Origin of the sequence: Hansschlegelia zhihuaiae (assembly GCF_004103825.1) — a bacterium.
Taxonomy (GTDB): Bacteria; Pseudomonadota; Alphaproteobacteria; order Rhizobiales; family Methylopilaceae; genus Methylopila; species Methylopila zhihuaiae.
In genome coordinates this window covers 190096-208471 of the sequence record NZ_RYFI01000002.1, presented here as the reverse complement: position 1 = coordinate 208471, position 18376 = coordinate 190096, and the positions used below count along the sequence as shown (strand labels likewise).

The following is an 18376-nucleotide window of genomic DNA, read 5'->3' as shown; positions in this document are numbered from 1 at the left end:
AGCACGAGCCGATGCGCCTTGCGCCCTTCCGCACGGACCTGCCGCCGAACCCGGTCGCCGGCTCCGCCACGCTGGACGAGATCCTGGCGCTCAACGCCGCCCGCGATCCGGAAGGGCTGGCGCTGGTCGCCGATGACCTGCCCTTCCCGGGAACGTGGCGCGAGGTGGATCGCGCCGTCTCCGCGCTCGCCGGGACGTTTCGCTCCTGGGGGCTCGGCGAGGACGCGACCGTCGGCGTCCAGCTCGGCGCGAGCCATCTCGGCGCGCTGACCTGCCTCGCGCTGTGGCGGGCGGGGCTCGTGCCCGCGATGCTGCCGCTCGCCTGGCGGCGCAGGGAAATGGTGGCGGCGCTCGACTCGATCGGCGCGACCGCGATCGTGGCGCGTACCGGAGGCGGCGGCGCGCGCCATGCCGAGGTCGCCTGCGAGGTCGCGGCGGGGCTCGAGACCATCCGCTTCGTCGGATCGTTCGGCGGCGAAGCGCCGGACGGCGCGACCCTGCTCGACGAGACGCTCGAGCAGCCCACTACCGCCGTCGAGCGAGCCGAAAGACCGGAAGACGCCGCCGAGCATATCGCCGTCGTCACCTTCGACGCCGGCGTCGCGCCGGTGGCGCGGAGCCACAACGAGCTGCTGGCCGCGGGCCTCGCGCCGCTGATCGCCGCCAGGCTCGCCGGCGGGTCGGCCTTGATGTCGACGCTCGATCTCGCCGGGCTCGCCGGAATGGCGACGGGCCTCGCGCCTTGGCTCGCGACCGGCTGCGCGGCGAGCTTCCACCAGCCGTCGAGCACCGAGGCGTTTGCGGCCGCGGCCCGCGACCTTGGCGCCACCCACCTGATCGCGCCCGGACGCGCCGCGGCGCGGCTCGCGGCCGAGGGCGGGCTCGAAGAGCTCGCTCCGGACTGCGTCATCGCTGTCTGGCGCGGGCCGGACGGGCGCGGCGGCGACATCCCGGCCGCGCAGTCGGTCGTCGACGTCACGGCGTTCGGCGAACTCGGCGTCTTCGCCGCCGCCCGCACGGTCCGCGACCGTCCCGCGCCGCTGCCGCTCGGGCCGGCCGGACCGGAAGGCTTTCCGCCGCTGATCGAGCTCAGGGTGACGCCGGAGGGACGGCTGACGCTGCGCGGGCCGGCCTGCCCGCAATCGCCCTGCCCGGCGCATCCTGCCGCGCCTGCGCTCGCCTTCGACGCCGAGGGATGGCTGGAGACCGGGCTTTCCGCGATCGGCGACAGGCTTTCGCGGCGCGTCTCGCTCGGCGGGGCGCGGCGCGGCGTCGCGCAGATCGGGGGCCTCGCGGTCTCGCTCCAGGAGGCGGAGGCCGCCTTCCGGCGGTCGGGCGTCGAGGCGCCCCCCGTGATGCAGGACGATGCGCTGTTCGGAACGCGATTCGCGCTCGAGGGCGGAGATAGCGGGGCGCTCGCCAAGGCGGCCGCGACGCTCGAATTCGCGGGCTTCGGACCAGCGCTCGCGCCGGTCGCGCTGGTCACGGAGCCCGCGCGCAAGACGGCCTGAGGGTTTCGGGGGGCGGGCGACCCGCCTATATCGGCGTCTTCCAGAGCCCGAAAACGAGCCGTCATGTCCGCGTCCATCTCGATCGACGTCTTCGCCGATCCCGTCTGTCCCTGGTGCTGGATCGGCAAGCGCCGGCTCGAAGCCGCGCTCGCGGCGCGGCCCGACGTCGACGCGACGGTGCGCTACCTGCCCTACCAACTCGACCCGACGATCCCGCCCGAGGGCCTCGACCGCAGCGAGTATCTCGAGCGCAAGTTCGAGGATATGGAGCGCGTGCGCGCGATGCACGAGCAGCTGTAGCGCGCAAATTCGGATGGCACGCCGCGCAAGTTCGAATGGCGCCGCTTTTCGATTGCGCCGCAGGTTTCAAAGCCGCTTTCAATCCTCGTCGTCCGACCCGCCGCCGGCCCGTTGTGCGTAGGCCGAGGGCGACGGGAAGGCCGCCGTCATGGCGTCGGCCTCGGCCACGAGCGCCGGGCTTGGGCTCTCATACTCGTTGAAGAATTCGAACTCGTCATCGGGCTTGCGATAGAACTCGCGGTCGCCGCCGTCGTACTGAATCAGCCGCGCCGTGTTGGACCGCGCCGTCAAGTGCAGCCGCGGCGCGTTCGGCAACAGCGCGTTGGTCTCCGCCGTCGTCAGCCCCCAAGACGCGACGGCGACGTTGTCCCGCGGCGTCGTCGGGCTGGAAAGCCAGGACTTACGGCTCGTGCCGCTCAGGTCGAACTTGCCGAGATCTTCCTTCGTCGGAACAGCGCCGAGCGCGAGATCGCAGAGCGTCGGGAACAGGTCGATCAGGCTGATCGGCGTGTCGCAGTTTCCGGGCGTGACGCCCGGCCCGGAGATCATGAAGGGCACGCGCAGCGCCCGCTCCCAGAGGGTGAACTTGCGCCATGCGAGCTTCTCGCCGAGCTGCCAGCCATGGTCGCTCCACAGCACGACGATCGTGTTGTCAGCGTGTGCGCTCGCGGCGAGCGCCGACCGGACCAGGCCGACGCTATGGTCAGCGAAGGCGATTGTCGCGAGGTAATGGCGGATGACGTTGAGCCACTCGCCGCTGTTGATGATGCCGAGCGCCTTGTTGGTCCCGAAGCTGTCGCGCTCGCCAAACTGCCGGACGAACTCGATCGCCGAGGACGGCAGGTCGCGCAGGTCCTTGTCGGTCGCCATCGTGACGTCCTGCCGGCGATCCTCCGTCATGACGCCGAGCGGATAGACGATGTCCTCGAGCGGGAAGAGCTCGAGGAACTCGGTTGGGGGACGCCAGGGCAGATGCGGTTTCTGCAGGCCGATCACCCCGAAGAACGGCGCGTCGTGGCTCGCATTGAGCACGTTGTCGATGAACCACTGCGTCCGGATCGTGTCGGGCTGCTGCTCCGTCGCGAAGATCTGAGGCCCGTAGTCGAAGGCATCGCCGCCGTCGCGCGGCGCAACGCATGAGCCGCTGCCACAATTCTCGAGGAAATCCCAAGCGTCGGGCCATTGCGACGCGGCGCGCTTCCGCGGTCCGTCGCCGGCGCGCCAGCCGGTGTGGAAAAACTTGCCAACACTGAGGGTCTTGTAACCCCGGTCGCGGAAGTGCCAGGGCAGTGACCTCTGCCCCGTCACGATCCGCGAGCCGACCGGCCAGTCCTCGCCTCGAGCGTAGACGCCGGTCACCCATGGCTCGAGGCCGAACAGAGTGGCGGTCCGGCTAGTCGCGCAGTAGGGCGTCGCGCAGTAGGCGCGCCGGAAGTTGACGCTCTCAGCCGCGAGAGCGGCGAGGTTAGGCGTTTGGGAGAGCGGATAGCCGCCGAGCGGCTCGATCCAGTCGTTGAGATCGTCGAGCACGATCATGACGACGTTGGGCGGTGTCTGCGCCCGGGCAATCGCCGGAGCGGCGAGCGCCGCGACAGCGCCAAGAAGACCGGCGTTGGCCGTGCGTCGCGTGATCATCCGGGAGCAGTCCCTATGGGAGCCGAGGATCGTCACTTCGTCACGATCAGCATCAGGACGCCGGCTCCGCCGTTGCCGCCCTTGCCCGACGTGAACCCGTTGCGCGCCGCGCCGCCGCCGCCGCCGCCGGCCCCGTAAAGCCCACCATTGCCGCCGTCGCCGCCGTCGCCAGAAGCATTGGCAGCTCCGCCGCCGCCGCCGTTTCCACCCGCGACGTAGTCCGCCGCCGTCGTGTCGGCGCCGGTCGTGCCATCCCCGCCGGGGGCGGCGCCGCCGGCCGTGACGCCGATCGACATGACGGCGGGCGCGCCGTTGGAGCCAGAGCCGCCATTGCCCGGCGTGTCAGCGGCGTTGACGCCGCCGCCGCCGCCGCCGTGGCCCGGACCATAGCCCGCGGCCTCACCGGCCACGCCGCCGCTGTTCGCGCCGCCAGCGCCCGCCGAGACAACGGGGCTCGGCGGAAAGGCGCGGTTGCCGGCGAATGAGCCGCCCGCCCCGGCCACGGCGCCCCCGCCGCCGCCGAACGCGCCGCCGCGCGCAGTGAGACGGCCGCTTCCGAAGAGCACAAGGCCGCCGGCCGTACCCGGGTTGCCGTTGGCGTCTGTCGCCGTCACGGCGGCCCCGCCGACGCCGGGGGCCTGAATTGTGATGGCCTCGCTCGAGGCGAGCGTGGCCGCGTCGAACACCTTTTCGACCAGCGTGCCGGCGGCTCCGCCACCGCCACCATAGACTTGGACACCGGGACCGCGCAGACCTCCAGAGCCAGCGCCACCGCCGGGAGCGATAGCGATCGCGCGGACAGTTTTGTCGCCGGCCTGCTTCGTGAAGGTCCCGCTGATGGTGTGAATCTCGACTCGCACGGCGTCGAGCGGCCCCTCGTCTCTGAGGCCGGGATTGCCGGAGACGTTGACGTTCGCCCCGAAGGCCCCTGAGCCCGTCGTCGACTTGGCGAATTTGGTCGGGCAGTTCTTGAACTGGTTGCCCGAGATCAGGACTTCGTCGACCGTGGTGTCGGTCGCGGTCAGCAGGATGCCCTGCTCGGTGAAGTTCTCGATGTGGTTGAGCGCCACCACCGCGTCGCTGGTGTCGTGAAGCCGGATGCCCTTCTTCGACGACACGCCGCCGCGGACGCGGTTGGCGATGATGCTCGCCCGAGTGGCCCCGTTCAAATAGACGAACGTGTCTGACGAATACACCGAGTAGATGCGGTTCATGCCGATCATGACCTCGGTCCAGCCCGGGTCGACGAAGACGCCGAAGCGCGTGAAGCCGACGATCGTATTGCCCGAGATCACGACGCCGTCGTCGCTGGTCTCCGTGCCCTGCACCGCGATCCCGTCGAGCCCGGCTCCGCGCAGGTTGATCGTGTTGCCGGTGATGGACGCGTTGTTGCAGCTCGGCATCTCGATGCCGTAGTGGGTCGCCTCCTCGATCGTGTTGTTCGCCACCACCGGGCCGTCGCAATAGGCGACCGACGGGCCCATGGAGCCGCCGAAGAAGTTGTTCCCGGTGACGATCGGCGTGCGGGCGTAACGGATCTCGACGCCGAGCGGCAGGCTGCTGGAGCCGTCGCCGTCGATCTGCCGCACCGTGTTCCCGGTGAACTTCACGCCCTGGTAGGGGTGCCCCACCGTCCCGCGGATGATCGCTCCGGCGCCCGCAAAATTGGCCGGCTTGTCGGTCACGTCGATGATGCAGCCCGTGACCTCGATGTCGCTGAGATAGCTGGTGTCCGCGATGTTCTGGACCCAGATGCCGCAGGAGACGCCGCCGGTCATCGAGAACTTCGAGACGCTGCAGTCCTTGATCTTCACGCGGCTCGCATTGTTCGCCACGATCCCGTAGCGCCGCGTGTCCGAGACGACCATGTGGTCAGCCTCGCAGCCGGTGCTGAGCCTGAGGCCGAACTCAAGGGTGTCCTGATCGGCTGAGGCGCCGAAGATGAAGCCGTTCTGGATGCGCGTCTTGTTGCCGGTGAGGTAGACGATCGAGGTATCGGCGATGTTCGGCCCGGCCTCGATCGCCGCGCCTTGCATGTCCCAGATCTGTTCGGCGACGCTCAGCGCCAGCATGGCCGAGACGACGTATTTGACGCCGAACTCCAGGATGACCTTGCCGCCGACGCCGGCCGCGTCCCGCGCGGCCTGCAGCATCGGCAGGTCGTCGTCGGGCGCGGCGAGGTGGCGGAAATCCTCGACAAGGACGACGTCGGACCGGCGCTTCTCGACTGTCGTCCAGGTCGCGGAAAACGACTTCACCAGCACGACGCGATCGTGCGCCGTGCGGAGCGTGATGTCTGATCCAAGGATCAGGGAAGCGTTATTTTTCAGGACGACGTCGGTGGCCCCGCCCCGACCCACGATGATCGTCTGGCCGGCCCGGCCACCGACGATGGACGTGATGTCAGTCTCGCTGGCAGCCGCGTTGACGCGGATGTCGGCGAACGGCTCCAACTGACCTGGGATCGTGAGTGCGCCGCCGGGCGCGGCCGTGTAGGCCGGGCGGAAGAGGTTCCACGGATTGTTGCTCTCCGTGAAGCCCGCGACGCCGGACACCCCGGTGATGGGCGTCGCCGCGGGAGCGCCAGACGCGTGATTGTCCTTCACGACGATGTTGGCGCCCCACGGATCGGCGCCGGCGAACTTCACGTAGTTGGTCGAGATGTCGATGAACGTGTTGCCCTCGATCGAGACGTTCTCGGCGGGGGTCTCGGCCGACGCGATCTGGACGCCGATCGTGCCGCTCTTCAGCGTGCAGCCGTGGATGCGCCACTGCTTCGCGGTGGCCTTGGTCGCATACGGGCTGTCGATGATCGGATAGTCGTCCGAGGTCCCGATCAGCTCCGCGCTGATGTCGATGTTCTCCTGCTTCTTGCCGCAGATCAGGACCGGTCGAAGAGCCAGGACGCGGCCGCGAAGGACCAGTCCGTCGAGAGCCGAGGTCGCGTAGACGCCCCAGGTCGCGCCGAAGATGTCGGCGTCGATGTGGACATAGCCCGCGCTCGGGTTCTCGGCGTAGCTGGCCGGGTCCTCGTAGGTCGGCGACCCGTAGCCGAGGCCGACGCCGAGCGAGACGTCCTTGATGACGGTGTTCGTCACGCGCAGGTGGCGGCCCCGATGGATGATGCCCGTGGTCCCGGCGCCGCGGCCGTCGACCATGTGCCCGTCCACGATCATGTTGTCGTAGAGGTGTCCGCCAGGGCCCGAGACGCAGGCGAGGCTGCGGCCGCCCGTGATGACGACGTCGTGGGTGAGGACGTCCTGCAGCGGATCGTCGTCGAAGTAGCGGTACTCCATGCCGTCCGGATCGACGAGGCGGCGGCACGCGAGGGCCGAGCAACCGACGAGCTCCATCCCCTTCACGCCGCCTGCCCACCAGCCAGTGAACCAGGACGAGATCGTCGGGAGGTTGCTGGCGTCGCTCAGCCTGCGTCCGTCGATCCTGAGCCCGATGCCCTTGTGGTCGAGGCCGAGGTTGGAGACGATCGCGAAGCGGTTGAAGTTCTCCATATAGAGGGCATCGAGCACGAGCCCCTTAACGCAGTCGAAGCGCAGGCCGCGCACGCCGGGAGGGTTGGCGCCGGTGTCATCCGCGCCGTGGCCGGAGCCGCGCCAGCGCCCGCCCTTCACCCGGATGTTGTCGAGCATCGTCAGTCGGCGGACATAGACCGTGTGGGTGACGGCGTCGTAGGTGTCGCGCAGATTGTGCGCGAGCGTCAGCGTGTCGGTCCCGAGATCGACGGACTGGACGATCGCGAGCTCGCCCTTCTGGCGGGTGTCGCCGCCCGAGAGCCCGGCGATGCCGCTCCAATATTCGCCGAGCGACGTGATCGCGACGATGTCGCCGGCCTGGTAGCCGGCGGCGTCCGCCAGCACGAGCGTGTTGGCGCCGTTGCCGTTCGACTGCCTGATCGCGCTCGCAGCGAGCGTGGTGCGGTGCGACTGGCCCGCGCCCGCGAAATGCAGCAGCGCCCAGCTTTCGGTCAGGGACGCGGCAGACGCATCGATCCGTCCCGCTCCAGCAAAGTCGAGTTCGATGTTGGACTGCGTGAAGATGTGCGGGTCGCCGATCTTGTAGCTGCCCGCCAGGTCGACCTTGAGCCCGCCACCGATCTGGTTGGCGTAGTCCACCAGGTTCTCAAACGCCGCGTCGTCCCACGTGGCGCTGTCCCCCTTGGCGCCGGCCATCTCGGCCGTGATGCGCTTCTGGCGGTTGACGAACCACTTGCCGATCGCAGGAGCCGGGATCGAGAACGGGGTCGGCAGCCCTGGGTCGACGTCCTCCCTTCGGAACACGGCGCCCCCGCCGTCGCCGTTCTCGGCATGGCCGCCGGTGAGGATGGACGTTGTGGCCGCCGGCATGCCGACGAGGCTGATGCCCGCCCGGGCCGCCGAGAAGTAGGAGCCGTCGGCGCGCGCGGCGCCGAGAGCGCCTCGCCCGGCGTCCGGGACGACGTTCGACAAATTGGTGTCGACGCTGTTCGCCTGGAGATCGTTGAGAAGCTCGATGACGCCCGTGTAGTCAGCGCCGCCAGGCGCAAGATCCGTGACGTCCCGGAAGGAGAACAGGGAGAAGCGCGTGGTCGGGGTGCCGCCGAACGCCTCGCCATACATGACGACATAGGCGGCGGCCGACGGGATCACGAAGTCGACCCCATCGCCGGCCTCGAATGCGAAGCGCTTGGTGACGCTGCGGACGCCGTTGGCGACCGACGACACGTTGTTGAAGAGATAGACCTCGCTGAGGACGCTCCGATGGATGTCGAGATAGACGACGACCGCCCGCACGACGTCGTCGCTCGGATTGTTGCTGTCGACCGACCGACGGAGGCGCGCCTTGCCGTCATATATCCGCCCGGCCTCGACCGGAATCAGATCGGGACGGCGGATGACGATCGACGTCTGACCTTCTTCGATCCGCGAGCCCTTCGCCTCGGCCGACAGACCAAGCTCCGCGTCGTCCACGCACCACAGCGCCGGGACGATGGCGGTCAGCGCGGCGTCGACGTCGCCATCCCTGACCGTCGACGCCCATCCGCTCCCGGGGCGCTCTGGATACAGCACGCCCTTAGCGGTCGCGACCGCGCCCTCCATGTCGGCCGCGACCTCGTCGACGCGAGCGAGGGCCGCCTGTTCGTTCACGACAAACTGCTCGAAGACCGAGGCGTCGAGCTTGCCTTCCACGGCCACCGCGATGACGTCGGCGTCGATCGAGGAGTTGTCCCGCCCGAGCGGGTTCATGGTCATGACTTTGGTGCCATTGCCGGCGAGATCGTGTTTACCGGCCGGCAGCGCGCCAATCTTCAGAGCCCAGGACCCCGGCCCCTGCTCAATCTCCGTTTGGTCAACGAGATCGCCGTTGCTGCGCTTGATGCGGAGCTTCGGCTTCGGTTTTGTGTTCGCGGACGGGAGCGTGACCGTGTAGCGCTTGCCGTTCTGGAACGGGTTCGCGGTCGCTTCGTCGCTGACGACCGTGTAGATGTCGAAGTCGCCCTCGTCGGTGCGCGTCGCTGCCCCAAGGTCGATCGGGATGCGGTCGTAGGCGGCTTTCGGCACCGGCACGCCGATGGGCGTCAGGCAGCGGTAGGACGCGACGCCGGCCCTGACCAGCATGTGGCCGGCCCGCGGCACGGTGTCCGCAGGCCACTGCGCCCCGTTCCAGTGCAGGAAGGGCTTCGGCGTCTCGTCGTTGACCGAGAGCGTGACCGCGCCCGCCGCGTTCGGCGGCGTCGCGCCAGTCGAAAGCCAAAACGTCCGGTTGGTCTCGTTCGGATCCCCCTCGGCCGGCGACGTCGCCTTGAGCGCGTTGGCCGCTGACGTCCCGACATCGACCTCGACTAGGGGGATCGGCTTGCGCGCAAGCGCCTCGATCGTGGCGGCGAGCTCCTCGATCATCGCCGCCGTAGTGGTGTCGAGCGGCCCCTCTCGCACGAAGCCCGACGGTGTCTTGCGCCAGATCCCGTCGACCGCCTCGTCGCCCGAAAACTGGATCAGGAACTTGCGATAGAGCGGGATCGGGCCGAGTTCGGGGTCGGCGTCGAACGCGTCGCGCTCGGCGGTCGAGGTGAACATCAACCCCGAAAATTCGCCGCCGATGGCGGCGTTGATCGCGTCGCGGACCGGCCCGCCCGCCACCAGCTGCTGCGCGAGATCGATGAATGTCTGTTGCACCGGCCGGAAGTTGCCGGGCCCGATCTGCTGGTGCCCGATCAAATGCGAGATCAGCGGCCAGGGCGGCAGGTCGGTCGAGAATTTGGCGTTGCTGGAGGTCAGCATCGGTCCGTCCTGGTCATGCGGGGATCGTGAGGGTGACGAATTCGGGGGCGCGGCCCTCGCCGTCTTCGTTGGCGAGGAACAGCGCGACCCAGTAGTCGCCGGGGTCGTCGGGCTCGCTCGCCTCGAAAGGCGAGGAGGTCAGCAGGCCGCTATGCAGGCGGTCCATGTCGGCGAAGTCGGGCTCGGTCTCGCCGGGCGTGCCGCTCTTCGCGAGGATCCGGAGCCGCGCGACCGCCGCCTCGTCGTCGGTGCTCCACTTGATCCGAATGCGTCCGCCGACCCAGTCCGCCGTGAAGGTCAGGGTCTCCGGGACGTCGCTCACCGCCTTGACGACGTGCTCGACCGGCCCGGCCGCCGCGAGGCTCTCGATCCCGAACATCGAGATCGCGATCGCGGTCACGCTGATGGTCTCGCCGACGTCGAAGTCGTCGCCGTCGAACTCCGCCCGGCCGACGCCCGCGCCCGTCGTGTCGTCATGCTCGCCGATCGTCACCTTGATCGTGTGCGTCGGCGCGAGCCCGCCCGAGCCCGGCCGCACCATGACGACGACCGGCGGGACCTCGACCTCGCCGAAGTCCTCCTCGTCCTCGAAGCCCGGGCGCATGGCGTCGCGGCCCGACATCACGCGGACGATCACCGGCGTCGCCGGCCGCTCGTCAGCCCAGTCGCGCGGCTCCGGCTCGATCGGAAACCAGGCGGGCACCGAGGCCTCGGCCTCGGCGTCGAGCTGCGGCGCGTGATGGACGAGCGTGAGACGGGCCCGGCCGTCCTTCATCGGCTCGACGCCCTTGACGACGACGTCCTCGGCCTGCGCGCCCGCGAGGCCGACCAGGGCGATGTCGTCCTTGCCGGGCTGCGATCCTTCGCCCGTCAACGTGATCAGTTTGCTTGAGCCCGCCCGCCAGGCGAGCGTCCGCTCGAAGACGACGCCGCTACTCGACTGGAACAGCGCGGCGTAGGACTCGCCGGCCGCCATGTCGACGAGCTCGTCCAGCACCACCAGGTCGCCGTCGACGGCGAGCACGCGGGCGCTGACCTGCTTCTGGTCGACGGTGACGAACTGCGCGCCGAGCCGGGCGCCGGGCGGGGCGTAGAAATTGGCTGCGCCCTGCTCGGCGAACATGGTCTCGAAGCGATACTCGAACTCGAGGTGTCGCCGGCGCGCCTCTATCCAGATCTGGTCGGGGTTGGTGCGGCCGGGCAGGTCGAGCGGCAGGAAGGTCTTGGGCTTGCCGACGAGGCCCGGCTTCGGGACGAGCCGTTCGGTCTTCTTGAAGTCGTCGGTCTCGTCGAGGAACGCCACGCGGAACGCGTCGGGGGCGTCCGGATAGAGCGGCTCACCCGCGAAATTCGAGGCGTTGCGGGTCGCCACGATGCCGCGCCGGATCGGCTGCGGCCGGTCGATGAATAGCGACCGCAGCCCTTCGGGCCGCGTCGGGAAGGCGCGGCCCGCGCCCGCCGCCTGGCGCATCGCCTCGTCGACCGAGACGTCCTGGTCGCAGGACATGTTGAAACAGAGGTTCTTGTCGACGCAGTGCTGGCCGAACTCGCCATAGGCGTCGAAATCCATCTCCTCGTCCGGCGTCGGCTCGGGATTGGCCGGCCCTTGCGCCATGCGGCGGAGCGCGGCCGCGGCGCTCTTTGTCTTGCGCGTGATCCAGGTCCCGGTCGCGGGATCCCAGTCCGGCCGGATCGCGTGCGCGACGCAGCTGATCTTGTTCAGCATGCCTTGCGCCATCGCGCTCGAGCGGATCCTGAGCACCGCGAGGTCGATCGGCTTGTTGAAGTTGAAGGGACGGACGGGCCGGTAGCCGCGCAGGATGCCCCAGGTCAGCTCGTCGATGTCGCGGTTGGACTGCTCCTCGTTGGAGACGCGCCGCGTCCGGACCTGCCAGTTGCCGGGCCCGTCGGTCAGCCAGGCGTCGCCGAAGCGATACTCGACGTCGTCGTCGAAGCCGCCCACCACGTCGGGCCGCGCGATCCATTCGGTGTCCGTCTTGTGCTTGTACTGGACCGCAGCGGTGACGGTGCGCCAGCCCGGATTGCCCTTCTTCGAGAAGGCGACCAGACCGCGCTTGCAGACGAACTCGACCGAGATGTAGTCGCAATTGGTCGCGAGATCGCGGACCGCCCAGCCCTCCTCAAATTTGAGGAGGGTGTCGACATATTCGGAGAACACCGGGTTGACGTAGGCCGAGAACGGCCAGGGGTCGTCGGGCCCGACGGTTTCGACCTGCAGCTCGGCGTCCGGGAACTCCTCGAGCGGCGTCTCGCCGATCCGCCAGTCGCTGTATTCGGCCTCCGGATAGCCCAGCACCATCGGGATATTGGTCCACTGGTGCTCGTTAAGGCCCTCGCTGAAGGGCTGGGCGAACAGCGGCGGGTAGATCCGGATGCGCCCGTGATTGTCGGGGATCTTGGCGTAAGGCTTGAGGTCGTTCTGCGATCCGGTGATCGAGTAGCGCGGGTCGTCGCGCTTGCCACCCTTGGGCGTCTCGGCCGGGATCAGAGCGTTCAGCAGGAACTGGCCCGCGGCGCCGATCGCCATCGCCCCGAGATTGCCGAGGAGCCCGCCGCCGAAGATCAGCGGCCCCGCCCAGGCCGCGAAGGCGAGGATCGCGATCGAGAGCAGCGACTTGATGACCGGCCCCTTTTCGAGCCGGAAATGCACCCGGAGCGTCGATCCCGCCGGCGGCCTGTATTCGGCCCAGACGCCGATCGCGAGCTCGCGCTCCTCGCGCTCGAGCACCACGACGACCACCAGGCGGGCGCGCTGCGCCTCCGTCGCCTCCGGCAGCTGCTCGTCCAGCAGCTCGGCGACCGTCGCGCCGTAGGGACGCTCGATCACCTGGGCGAGCGACGGATCGAAGCGACGGGCGACGATCAGCCCGACGCCGGTCCCGGCCGCGGCCGCCGGCGGCGGCGCGAAGGCGAGCGCCGGGGTCACAGCAGCGACTCGTGTCGGAAGACGCCAGAGACCGCGCCCCAGCCGATGTCGATCCGGTCGACCCGGGCGTAGCCGACGCGCTTCGACAGATGCAGCATCAGCCGCGGCGTCGCGACGATCCCGCAATGGTCGTCGAAGCCCGCCGCGTCGAACGTCACGACGTCGTAGGGGCGGCGTTCGACGGGGTTTTGAACGGCCTTCGAAACCGGCCGGAAGGGAGTGCGCGCAGCGCCGTCGCGCAGCCGTTCATGGCGGTCGCGCGCCGGCCCGTAGTCCGGCACGAAGATCCCGTGGTCTTCCAGGAGGACGAGCCGCACGAGGCCGAAGCAGTGCGTGCCGGCCCAGCCGCGATCGTCCTCGAGCCAGCCGATCTCGGCCGAGACGAAGCGATTGGTGAAGGCCTCGGCGATCGCGGCCGCCGGCGCCGCCGGCGCGATCATGGGAACAGCCCCGGGGCGACCGATGGCCCAAGGAACCCGACCGGATAGGGCTCCTGGTCGTAAGGGGTCAGCTGCAGCCCGAGCTGCGCCGCGATCCCGTCCCAGGGCGCGCGGCGGAGATAGAAGCCGCGGAAGCGGAAGTCGACGATGTCGGGATCGCTAGCGAGCGCCGATTCGACCAGGCACTTGACCCGGCCCTCACGATAGACCCTGAGGATGCCGAGGATCGACGTCCGGTCGACCATGTCGATCGCGATCCGGATCTCGGGAGTCGCGCCCTCCTCATAGCCCGGCCAGACGACCGCGAACGGCAGATAGTCGAACTCCTGGCGGGCGTTCGGAAGCTCGCCGCCCACCCGGCCGGCCTCGCGCGATCGCGTCCAGTAGGTGGTGACCGGCCCGTCGACCGACTTGATCTCGGTCTTGTGGTTGCAGAGCCGGATCGGGTCCCCAAGGCTCGCATGGGTGAAGGTCAGGAAGTCGACCGTGGCCTCGGCCGAGCTCTCGGCCGTCATCATCTCGTGGGCGCGCTCGGAGGGCGTCGTCACGCGATCCTCCCGATCGCGATCGACGCGACCCAGTCGAGCCCCCGCAGGTCGAAGGAGGGCGGCGCCTGGCGCTTGACGAACTGGACCAGCCACCACTCGCGGAACGCGATGCCGAGACCCGTCTCGTCCGTCAGCGCCTTGCCGTCGGTCGGATCGGCCCAGTAGCGCTCGTGGGGCTGGGCCGGAAACCAGAAGTCCAGATTGCCGCCGCCGACGTCGTACTCCCAGAAGCGGAGGAACTCTTCCCTTTGGTGGTCGTCGAAGAACATCTGGAAGGTGTGGACGTCGACGCGCCGGGTCGAGCGCCGCCGCGAGTTGTCGCCGCCCGACTCCGTCGAGCCGACGAGCCGAGTGTCGCCGATCGCGACCTTGTAGCCGGGTCGCGCGGCGTATTGCGGGAGCGAGGGCCGCCAGATCGCCGCCATCACGCGCCCCGCCCGTAGGGAGCGTCGGTCAGCCCGTAGCGGCGGGCCAGCGCCTTGTTGGTCTGCGAGCCGGCACGGTCGATCTCCGCGGCCTGCGCCTCGCCGAGCAGCGCGGTGACGTGACGGCCGTTCTCGTCCTCGCGATCCTCGACCACCTGGCCGGTCACCGGCCGGCCCTGGTTGAGCACCGTGAAGCTGAAGTTCCCGGACCGCGCTCCGGCCGCCGGCGCGGCCGCCGCCGCGATCGCCGGCGCGGCGGCCACGGCCGGCGCCGTCGGCACGGGCGCGGCGGTCGCCCCAGCGCCCCCCGTCGCCCCGCCCGTGCCGAACAGCCAGGAGAAGATCCCGCCGCCCGCGCCGCCGCCTGCTGGGGCGCCGCCGCCCCCTTGGAGCGCCTTCAAGAGGCCCTGGCCGAACCCGTCGAGCCCCTGCGTCGCGGCCTGGGTCTGCTGGGTGAGCTGCGGCAGCGCGCCCTGGGCGGCCTGATTGGTCGACTGGGTGAGCCGGTCGATGCTCGCCTGCGCCGGGGCCACGTTGACTTCAGGAGGCGCAGCCGGCGCGAGCGTTCCTCCCTGTCGGCGTCCGCCGACGGGCTCAATGTGCCACGGCTCGTAGGGGTGCCGCCGGGGATCGTTCATCGGAAAGCGCAAGCCGTACTGGCCCGCGTTCTCATGCACCCAGGAGCGCGCTTCCGGCGATGTGAACCGCAGATCGGCCGCCTCGCCATACTGATGCATGGAGCCGCCCGGCCGGCCCACCATGCCGCTCGGCCGGCCGCCGTTGCGGGCGATGTCGAGGGCGTAGAGCCGCGCCTGGTGGCTTGTGGAGCGGTACCCCGAATAGACGGACAGATCATCCGCGATGTCGGGCGGGGCCGCCGCGAACATCGCGCCGAGACGGTCTTTGAACACCGGGTTGAGCGAAGAGACGTTCGCCGTCCCGCTGGTTCGGATGGCCGACCACGGCCCCGCCGCCGCCTCGTTCGCGCGGGCGGCCGCGGCGGCCGGCGCGGTGAGGCCGGTGTGTTTCGGCAGGTAGATCCCGTCCGCCGTCGTGCCCGGGATCTGCGGGACGCCGGCCCTCATCGCGAGGGCCGGAAGGCCGCCGCCCGCTCCTGTCAGGCTCGGCACGCCGGCGGCCCCGGTCACAATCACGGTGCCGGCCGTCACCGTCATGGTGGCGGCCGACTTAACCGCGTCCGCGACCTTGGCCTCGGCGGAGCTCTGCCCGCCGCCGAACAGCCGCTGCAGCGCGCCGCCGGCGTCGCTGAGCGTCGGGTTGTTCTGCCCGAGCAACATGTTCTTGGCGGGGTTGGCGACCGCGAGCTTGAAGAACTCCGCCTCGAGATCCTTCGCCATGTCGGTGGCGGCCGAGCCGAGCGTCTTGAAGCTCAGGCCCTGTTCCCGGATCTTGTCCGTCACCCGGTCGATCGAGCGCTCGCCGAAGGCCTCGACCTCGGCATAGGCGGCCTTCTTGCGCTCGAGCTCGGTGCTGACCTCGGCGATCGCACGGGCGTTCGCGCGGATGGCCTCGGCCTCGGCCGAGCTCGACGCGACCCCGGCGTCGCGGATCCTCTGCTCGGCATCGAGCAGCGCGATCGCGCGCGTCCGCTCCGCGTTGGACGAGCCGATCAGCGCCTCCTCGAGGCGGAGCCGCTCCATCTCCTCGCGCTGGCCCGAGGACATGCGATAGACCGCCTGCCGGCGCTCGGTCTCGATGTTGAGCTCTGCGAGCGCCGCCGCATTGTCGCGGATCTGCTTCGCCTCGGCCGAGCCGGTCGCGAGGCCTGCCTGGCGGATCTGCTGGTCGGCCCGGAGCAGGGCGATGCGGCGCTCGAGCTCGCCATTCGTGTCGCCGATGAGCGCCTGTTCGGTCCTGGCGCGCGCGAGCTCGTCGCCCTGGCCGGAGAGGATGCGAAGGCCGGCGGATCTCGCCTGCTCCGCGCGGTTCGCCTCAAACGCCGCGCGCTCCTCCCGGATTGACCGCGCGAGATCCTCGCGCGCCGATCCTTCCGCGTTGGCGAGCGCGATGATCCGAGGCCGGAGGGAGAGCTCGAGCCGGAGCCGGGCCTCCAACTCGTCGAGAGACGCGCTGCCGGCCGCGACCGCCGCATTGACCCGCGCCCGCTCCTGGGCCTCGTCCCGCATGTCGGCGGTCGCGGTTCGGGCCGTCGCGAGGCTTGCGTTCAGCGACTGGGTCCGCGCCGCCTCGATCCGCGCGGCGCGCTCCGCCGGCCCGATCTCCTCCTGCGCGAGCGCGATCCGCTCGCGCCGAGCCGCCAGATCGGCCTTGGTGACGGGATCCCGCGCCTGGCTGATCTGCGCGTCGAGCTGCTCGATCTGGATCTGCCGCTCATAGGCCGGGCGAAGCCCTTCGAGCGCCGCCCGCTTCGCCTCGATCGAGCGGGCGATCCGGTCGTTCTCCTCGGCCGTGACGCCGGGCTTGCCCTGGCCGGCCTCGAGGTTGCCGATCTCGGTCTGGAGCTCGCGGCGACGACGGTCGAGTTCGTTGACCGGCGACCGGTCGGCCAGGCCGATCGCGAACGTGCCCTTGGCCTCGTCAAGCTTCCTCTGGCGCTCGGCAGCGGCCGCCTGCTTTTCAGCTGCGACCTGAGCCTCGAGCTCCTTGATCCGCCGGTCGCGATCGCCGAAGAGATCGAGGTCGAGCGTCGGGTCGAAGCCCCCCGGGCCGTCGCGCTCCTGCTTGAGCCGGGCGAGCTCCTGTTCCGGCGTCTCCCCCGAGACGCGGCGCTCGATCGCTTCGCCTATGGCCTGGGCGGCGTTCGACGCGGCGTTGGCGACAGCATCCCACGCCCGCCCGAGCGCCGTGGTCGCCTTCTCGGCATCGACCAGCCGCCCGTTGAGGGCTTCGATCAGGGCGAGCCTGGCCTTGTCCGCCTCGCCTTGGCGAGCAAGCTGCTGGACGTATCGGGATTGGGCGCCCGAGATCAGCCCATATTTCTGGTAGAGCGTCTCCGCGCCCTTCGCCGGGTCGGCGAACATCGCGGCGAGCTGCTCGCCGGCGCCCGCGAGATCGGTCCCGATCGTTGCCGCGAAATCCTTCGACATCGTGATGAGCGGCTGGAAGGCGTCCGCACCGATCTTGCCGGTGCGGAGCAGCACCGCCTCGATCGAGCGGGCCTCCCGCTCCGATATCCCGCCGGCGGCCGCGCCGCGTTCGGCGATCAGGCCGAGTTCGCTGGCCGTCGCCCCCGAGCCGCGGCCGAGGCCGGAGGCCGCGGTCTCCACCTCCTTGACCGAATTGAGGTAGCTGTTCCAAGCGAGAGCGCCGGCCACCACGGCCCCGGTGACGCCCAGGACCGCAACCCGGGTCGCCGTGACAGCCGCGCGCACCCCCTCGATCGTCTCCTTCACGCCGCCATAGGCCTGGACGACCTGCGGTCCCTGCTGGGCCGCGATCATCAGCGGGTTCATGCCGCCGATGAGCGACGTAGCGACGTCCAGACCTTGCGCCGTCAGGTTCGCCCGCTGCCAGGCCGGCATGCCGCCGCGGGCGACGGTGCGCTGGTCACGCACCTGCGCCGCGAAGGCGTTCTTGGTCCGCGTGATCGCGGCCGTCGCCTCGTCGGCCGAGAGCGCGCCGAGCCTCTGGGCTTCGCGGATCTCGCGCAGCTGGCCGAGATACTGTTGCTGAGCCGCGAAGACGGGGTTGTACTTGGCCCGCACCGCGTCGAGCTCGCGGCCGAAGGCGGCGACGTCCTCGCCGCGCTGCGCGCCCCCGAAGTCGGTCCGGACGCCGAGCCGCTCATTGATCCGGCCGGCGCTGTTGACCGAGGCGTTGGTCATGCGCGCGGCCGCGCCGGCCGCCTGCTCGAGCTCGGCCTCGAGCCGGGCGAGCTCGGCCGCCGAGACCTTCGCCTTGGCGACGATCTGGTCGAGGTCGCGGCCGGTCTCGGTCGCGGCCGCCTTGAAGCCGCGCTGGTCGCCCGTGATCTCGATCGCGAGCTTGAGCGTCACGGGGCCGCCTCGTTCAGCGGCCCGAGCGCCTCGGTCTCCATGACGCGGATGTCGGCGAAGGCCTCAGACCCGAGGCCGTGCGCGCGCAGCACCTCGCCGACGCCCGAATAGTCGAGCCCAAGCCAGACCAGGCCGCCCTTGCCGAGCAGCGCCCGCCACTGCGTCGCGCAGTCCAGGAAGGCCGTCAGGCTCGCCCAGTTCTCGGAAAACACGCGCACTTGTCCGTCGTCCTCGGCTCTCTTGGACGTCCTCACGGTCACGCCGAGCTTCTTGAACTCGGCGAGGGTTTCGTCGTCGATCGCGGCGGGGCGGGAGGCG

10 protein-coding genes are annotated in these 18376 nt (G+C 70.1%); 2 read left to right on the top strand and 8 right to left on the bottom strand.

The window, feature by feature from the left end; all coding sequences use genetic code 11:
- Positions 1-11: 11 nt before the first annotated feature.
- Both EK403_RS03320 and EK403_RS03315 read left to right on the top strand, forming a co-directional pair.
- Positions 12-1511, top strand: a complete 1500-nt coding sequence (locus tag EK403_RS03320; RefSeq protein ID WP_128776079.1) for an AMP-binding protein — start codon at positions 12-14, stop codon at positions 1509-1511.
- 63 nt (positions 1512-1574) lie between these two features.
- Positions 1575-1811 (top strand): DsbA family protein, encoded by a 237-nt coding sequence (locus tag EK403_RS03315; protein ID WP_245479475.1) that lies wholly within the window; start codon positions 1575-1577, stop codon positions 1809-1811.
- A gap of 78 nt (positions 1812-1889) precedes the next feature.
- Here EK403_RS03315 and EK403_RS03310 read toward each other — a convergent pair whose 3' ends face one another.
- Genes EK403_RS03310 through EK403_RS03275 form a run of 8 tightly spaced genes read right to left on the bottom strand, consistent with a single transcriptional unit; the run spans position 1890 to position 18318 of the window.
- Positions 1890-3446, bottom strand: coding sequence for a sulfatase-like hydrolase/transferase (locus tag EK403_RS03310; protein ID WP_128776078.1), 1557 nt, complete (start codon positions 3444-3446; stop codon positions 1890-1892).
- Between the two features lie 32 nt (positions 3447-3478).
- Positions 3479-9721, bottom strand: coding sequence for a right-handed parallel beta-helix repeat-containing protein (locus EK403_RS23570; RefSeq protein ID WP_164919484.1), 6243 nt, complete (start codon positions 9719-9721; stop codon positions 3479-3481).
- A 13-nt stretch (positions 9722-9734) separates the two neighbouring features.
- Complete coding sequence (gpJ, locus tag EK403_RS03300) at positions 9735-12668, bottom strand: TipJ family phage tail tip protein (RefSeq protein ID WP_128776077.1); 2934 nt, start codon at positions 12666-12668, stop codon at positions 9735-9737.
- Positions 12665-13108, bottom strand: coding sequence for a hypothetical protein (locus tag EK403_RS03295; RefSeq protein WP_128776076.1), 444 nt, complete (start codon positions 13106-13108; stop codon positions 12665-12667). The genes gpJ and EK403_RS03295 overlap by 4 nt, the downstream gene beginning before the upstream one ends.
- Entirely contained in the window at positions 13105-13656 is a 552-nt protein-coding gene (locus EK403_RS03290) for a hypothetical protein (RefSeq protein ID WP_128776075.1), read from the bottom strand. Before EK403_RS03290 ends, EK403_RS03295 begins: the two co-directional genes overlap by 4 nt.
- Positions 13653-14081, bottom strand: coding sequence for a hypothetical protein (locus tag EK403_RS03285; RefSeq protein WP_128776074.1), 429 nt, complete (start codon positions 14079-14081; stop codon positions 13653-13655). Before EK403_RS03285 ends, EK403_RS03290 begins: the two co-directional genes overlap by 4 nt.
- Complete coding sequence (locus EK403_RS03280; protein ID WP_128776073.1) at positions 14081-18058, bottom strand: phage tail length tape measure family protein; 3978 nt, start codon at positions 18056-18058, stop codon at positions 14081-14083. Before EK403_RS03280 ends, EK403_RS03285 begins: the two co-directional genes overlap by 1 nt.
- Complete coding sequence (locus EK403_RS03275; RefSeq protein ID WP_206659469.1) at positions 18055-18318, bottom strand: DUF1799 domain-containing protein; 264 nt, start codon at positions 18316-18318, stop codon at positions 18055-18057. The genes EK403_RS03280 and EK403_RS03275 overlap by 4 nt, the downstream gene beginning before the upstream one ends.
- Between the last annotated feature and the right edge of the window lie 58 nt (positions 18319-18376).

What these genes read in the sequence shown, in the direction of transcription:
- EK403_RS03285 (WP_128776074.1), bottom strand. Translation starts at nt 14,081, where the DNA reads ATGGCGGCGATCTGGCGGCCCTCGCTCCCGCAATACGCCGCGCGACCC.
- EK403_RS03295 (WP_128776076.1), bottom strand. Translation starts at nt 13,108, where the DNA reads ATGATCGCGCCGGCGGCGCCGGCGGCCGCGATCGCCGAGGCCTTCACC.
- EK403_RS03320 (WP_128776079.1), top strand. Translation starts at nt 12, where the DNA reads ATGCGCCTTGCGCCCTTCCGCACGGACCTGCCGCCGAACCCGGTCGCC.
- EK403_RS23570 (WP_164919484.1), bottom strand. Translation starts at nt 9,721, where the DNA reads ATGCTGACCTCCAGCAACGCCAAATTCTCGACCGACCTGCCGCCCTGG.
- EK403_RS03315 (WP_245479475.1), top strand. Translation starts at nt 1,575, where the DNA reads ATGTCCGCGTCCATCTCGATCGACGTCTTCGCCGATCCCGTCTGTCCC.
- EK403_RS03310 (WP_128776078.1), bottom strand. Translation starts at nt 3,446, where the DNA reads ATGATCACGCGACGCACGGCCAACGCCGGTCTTCTTGGCGCTGTCGCG.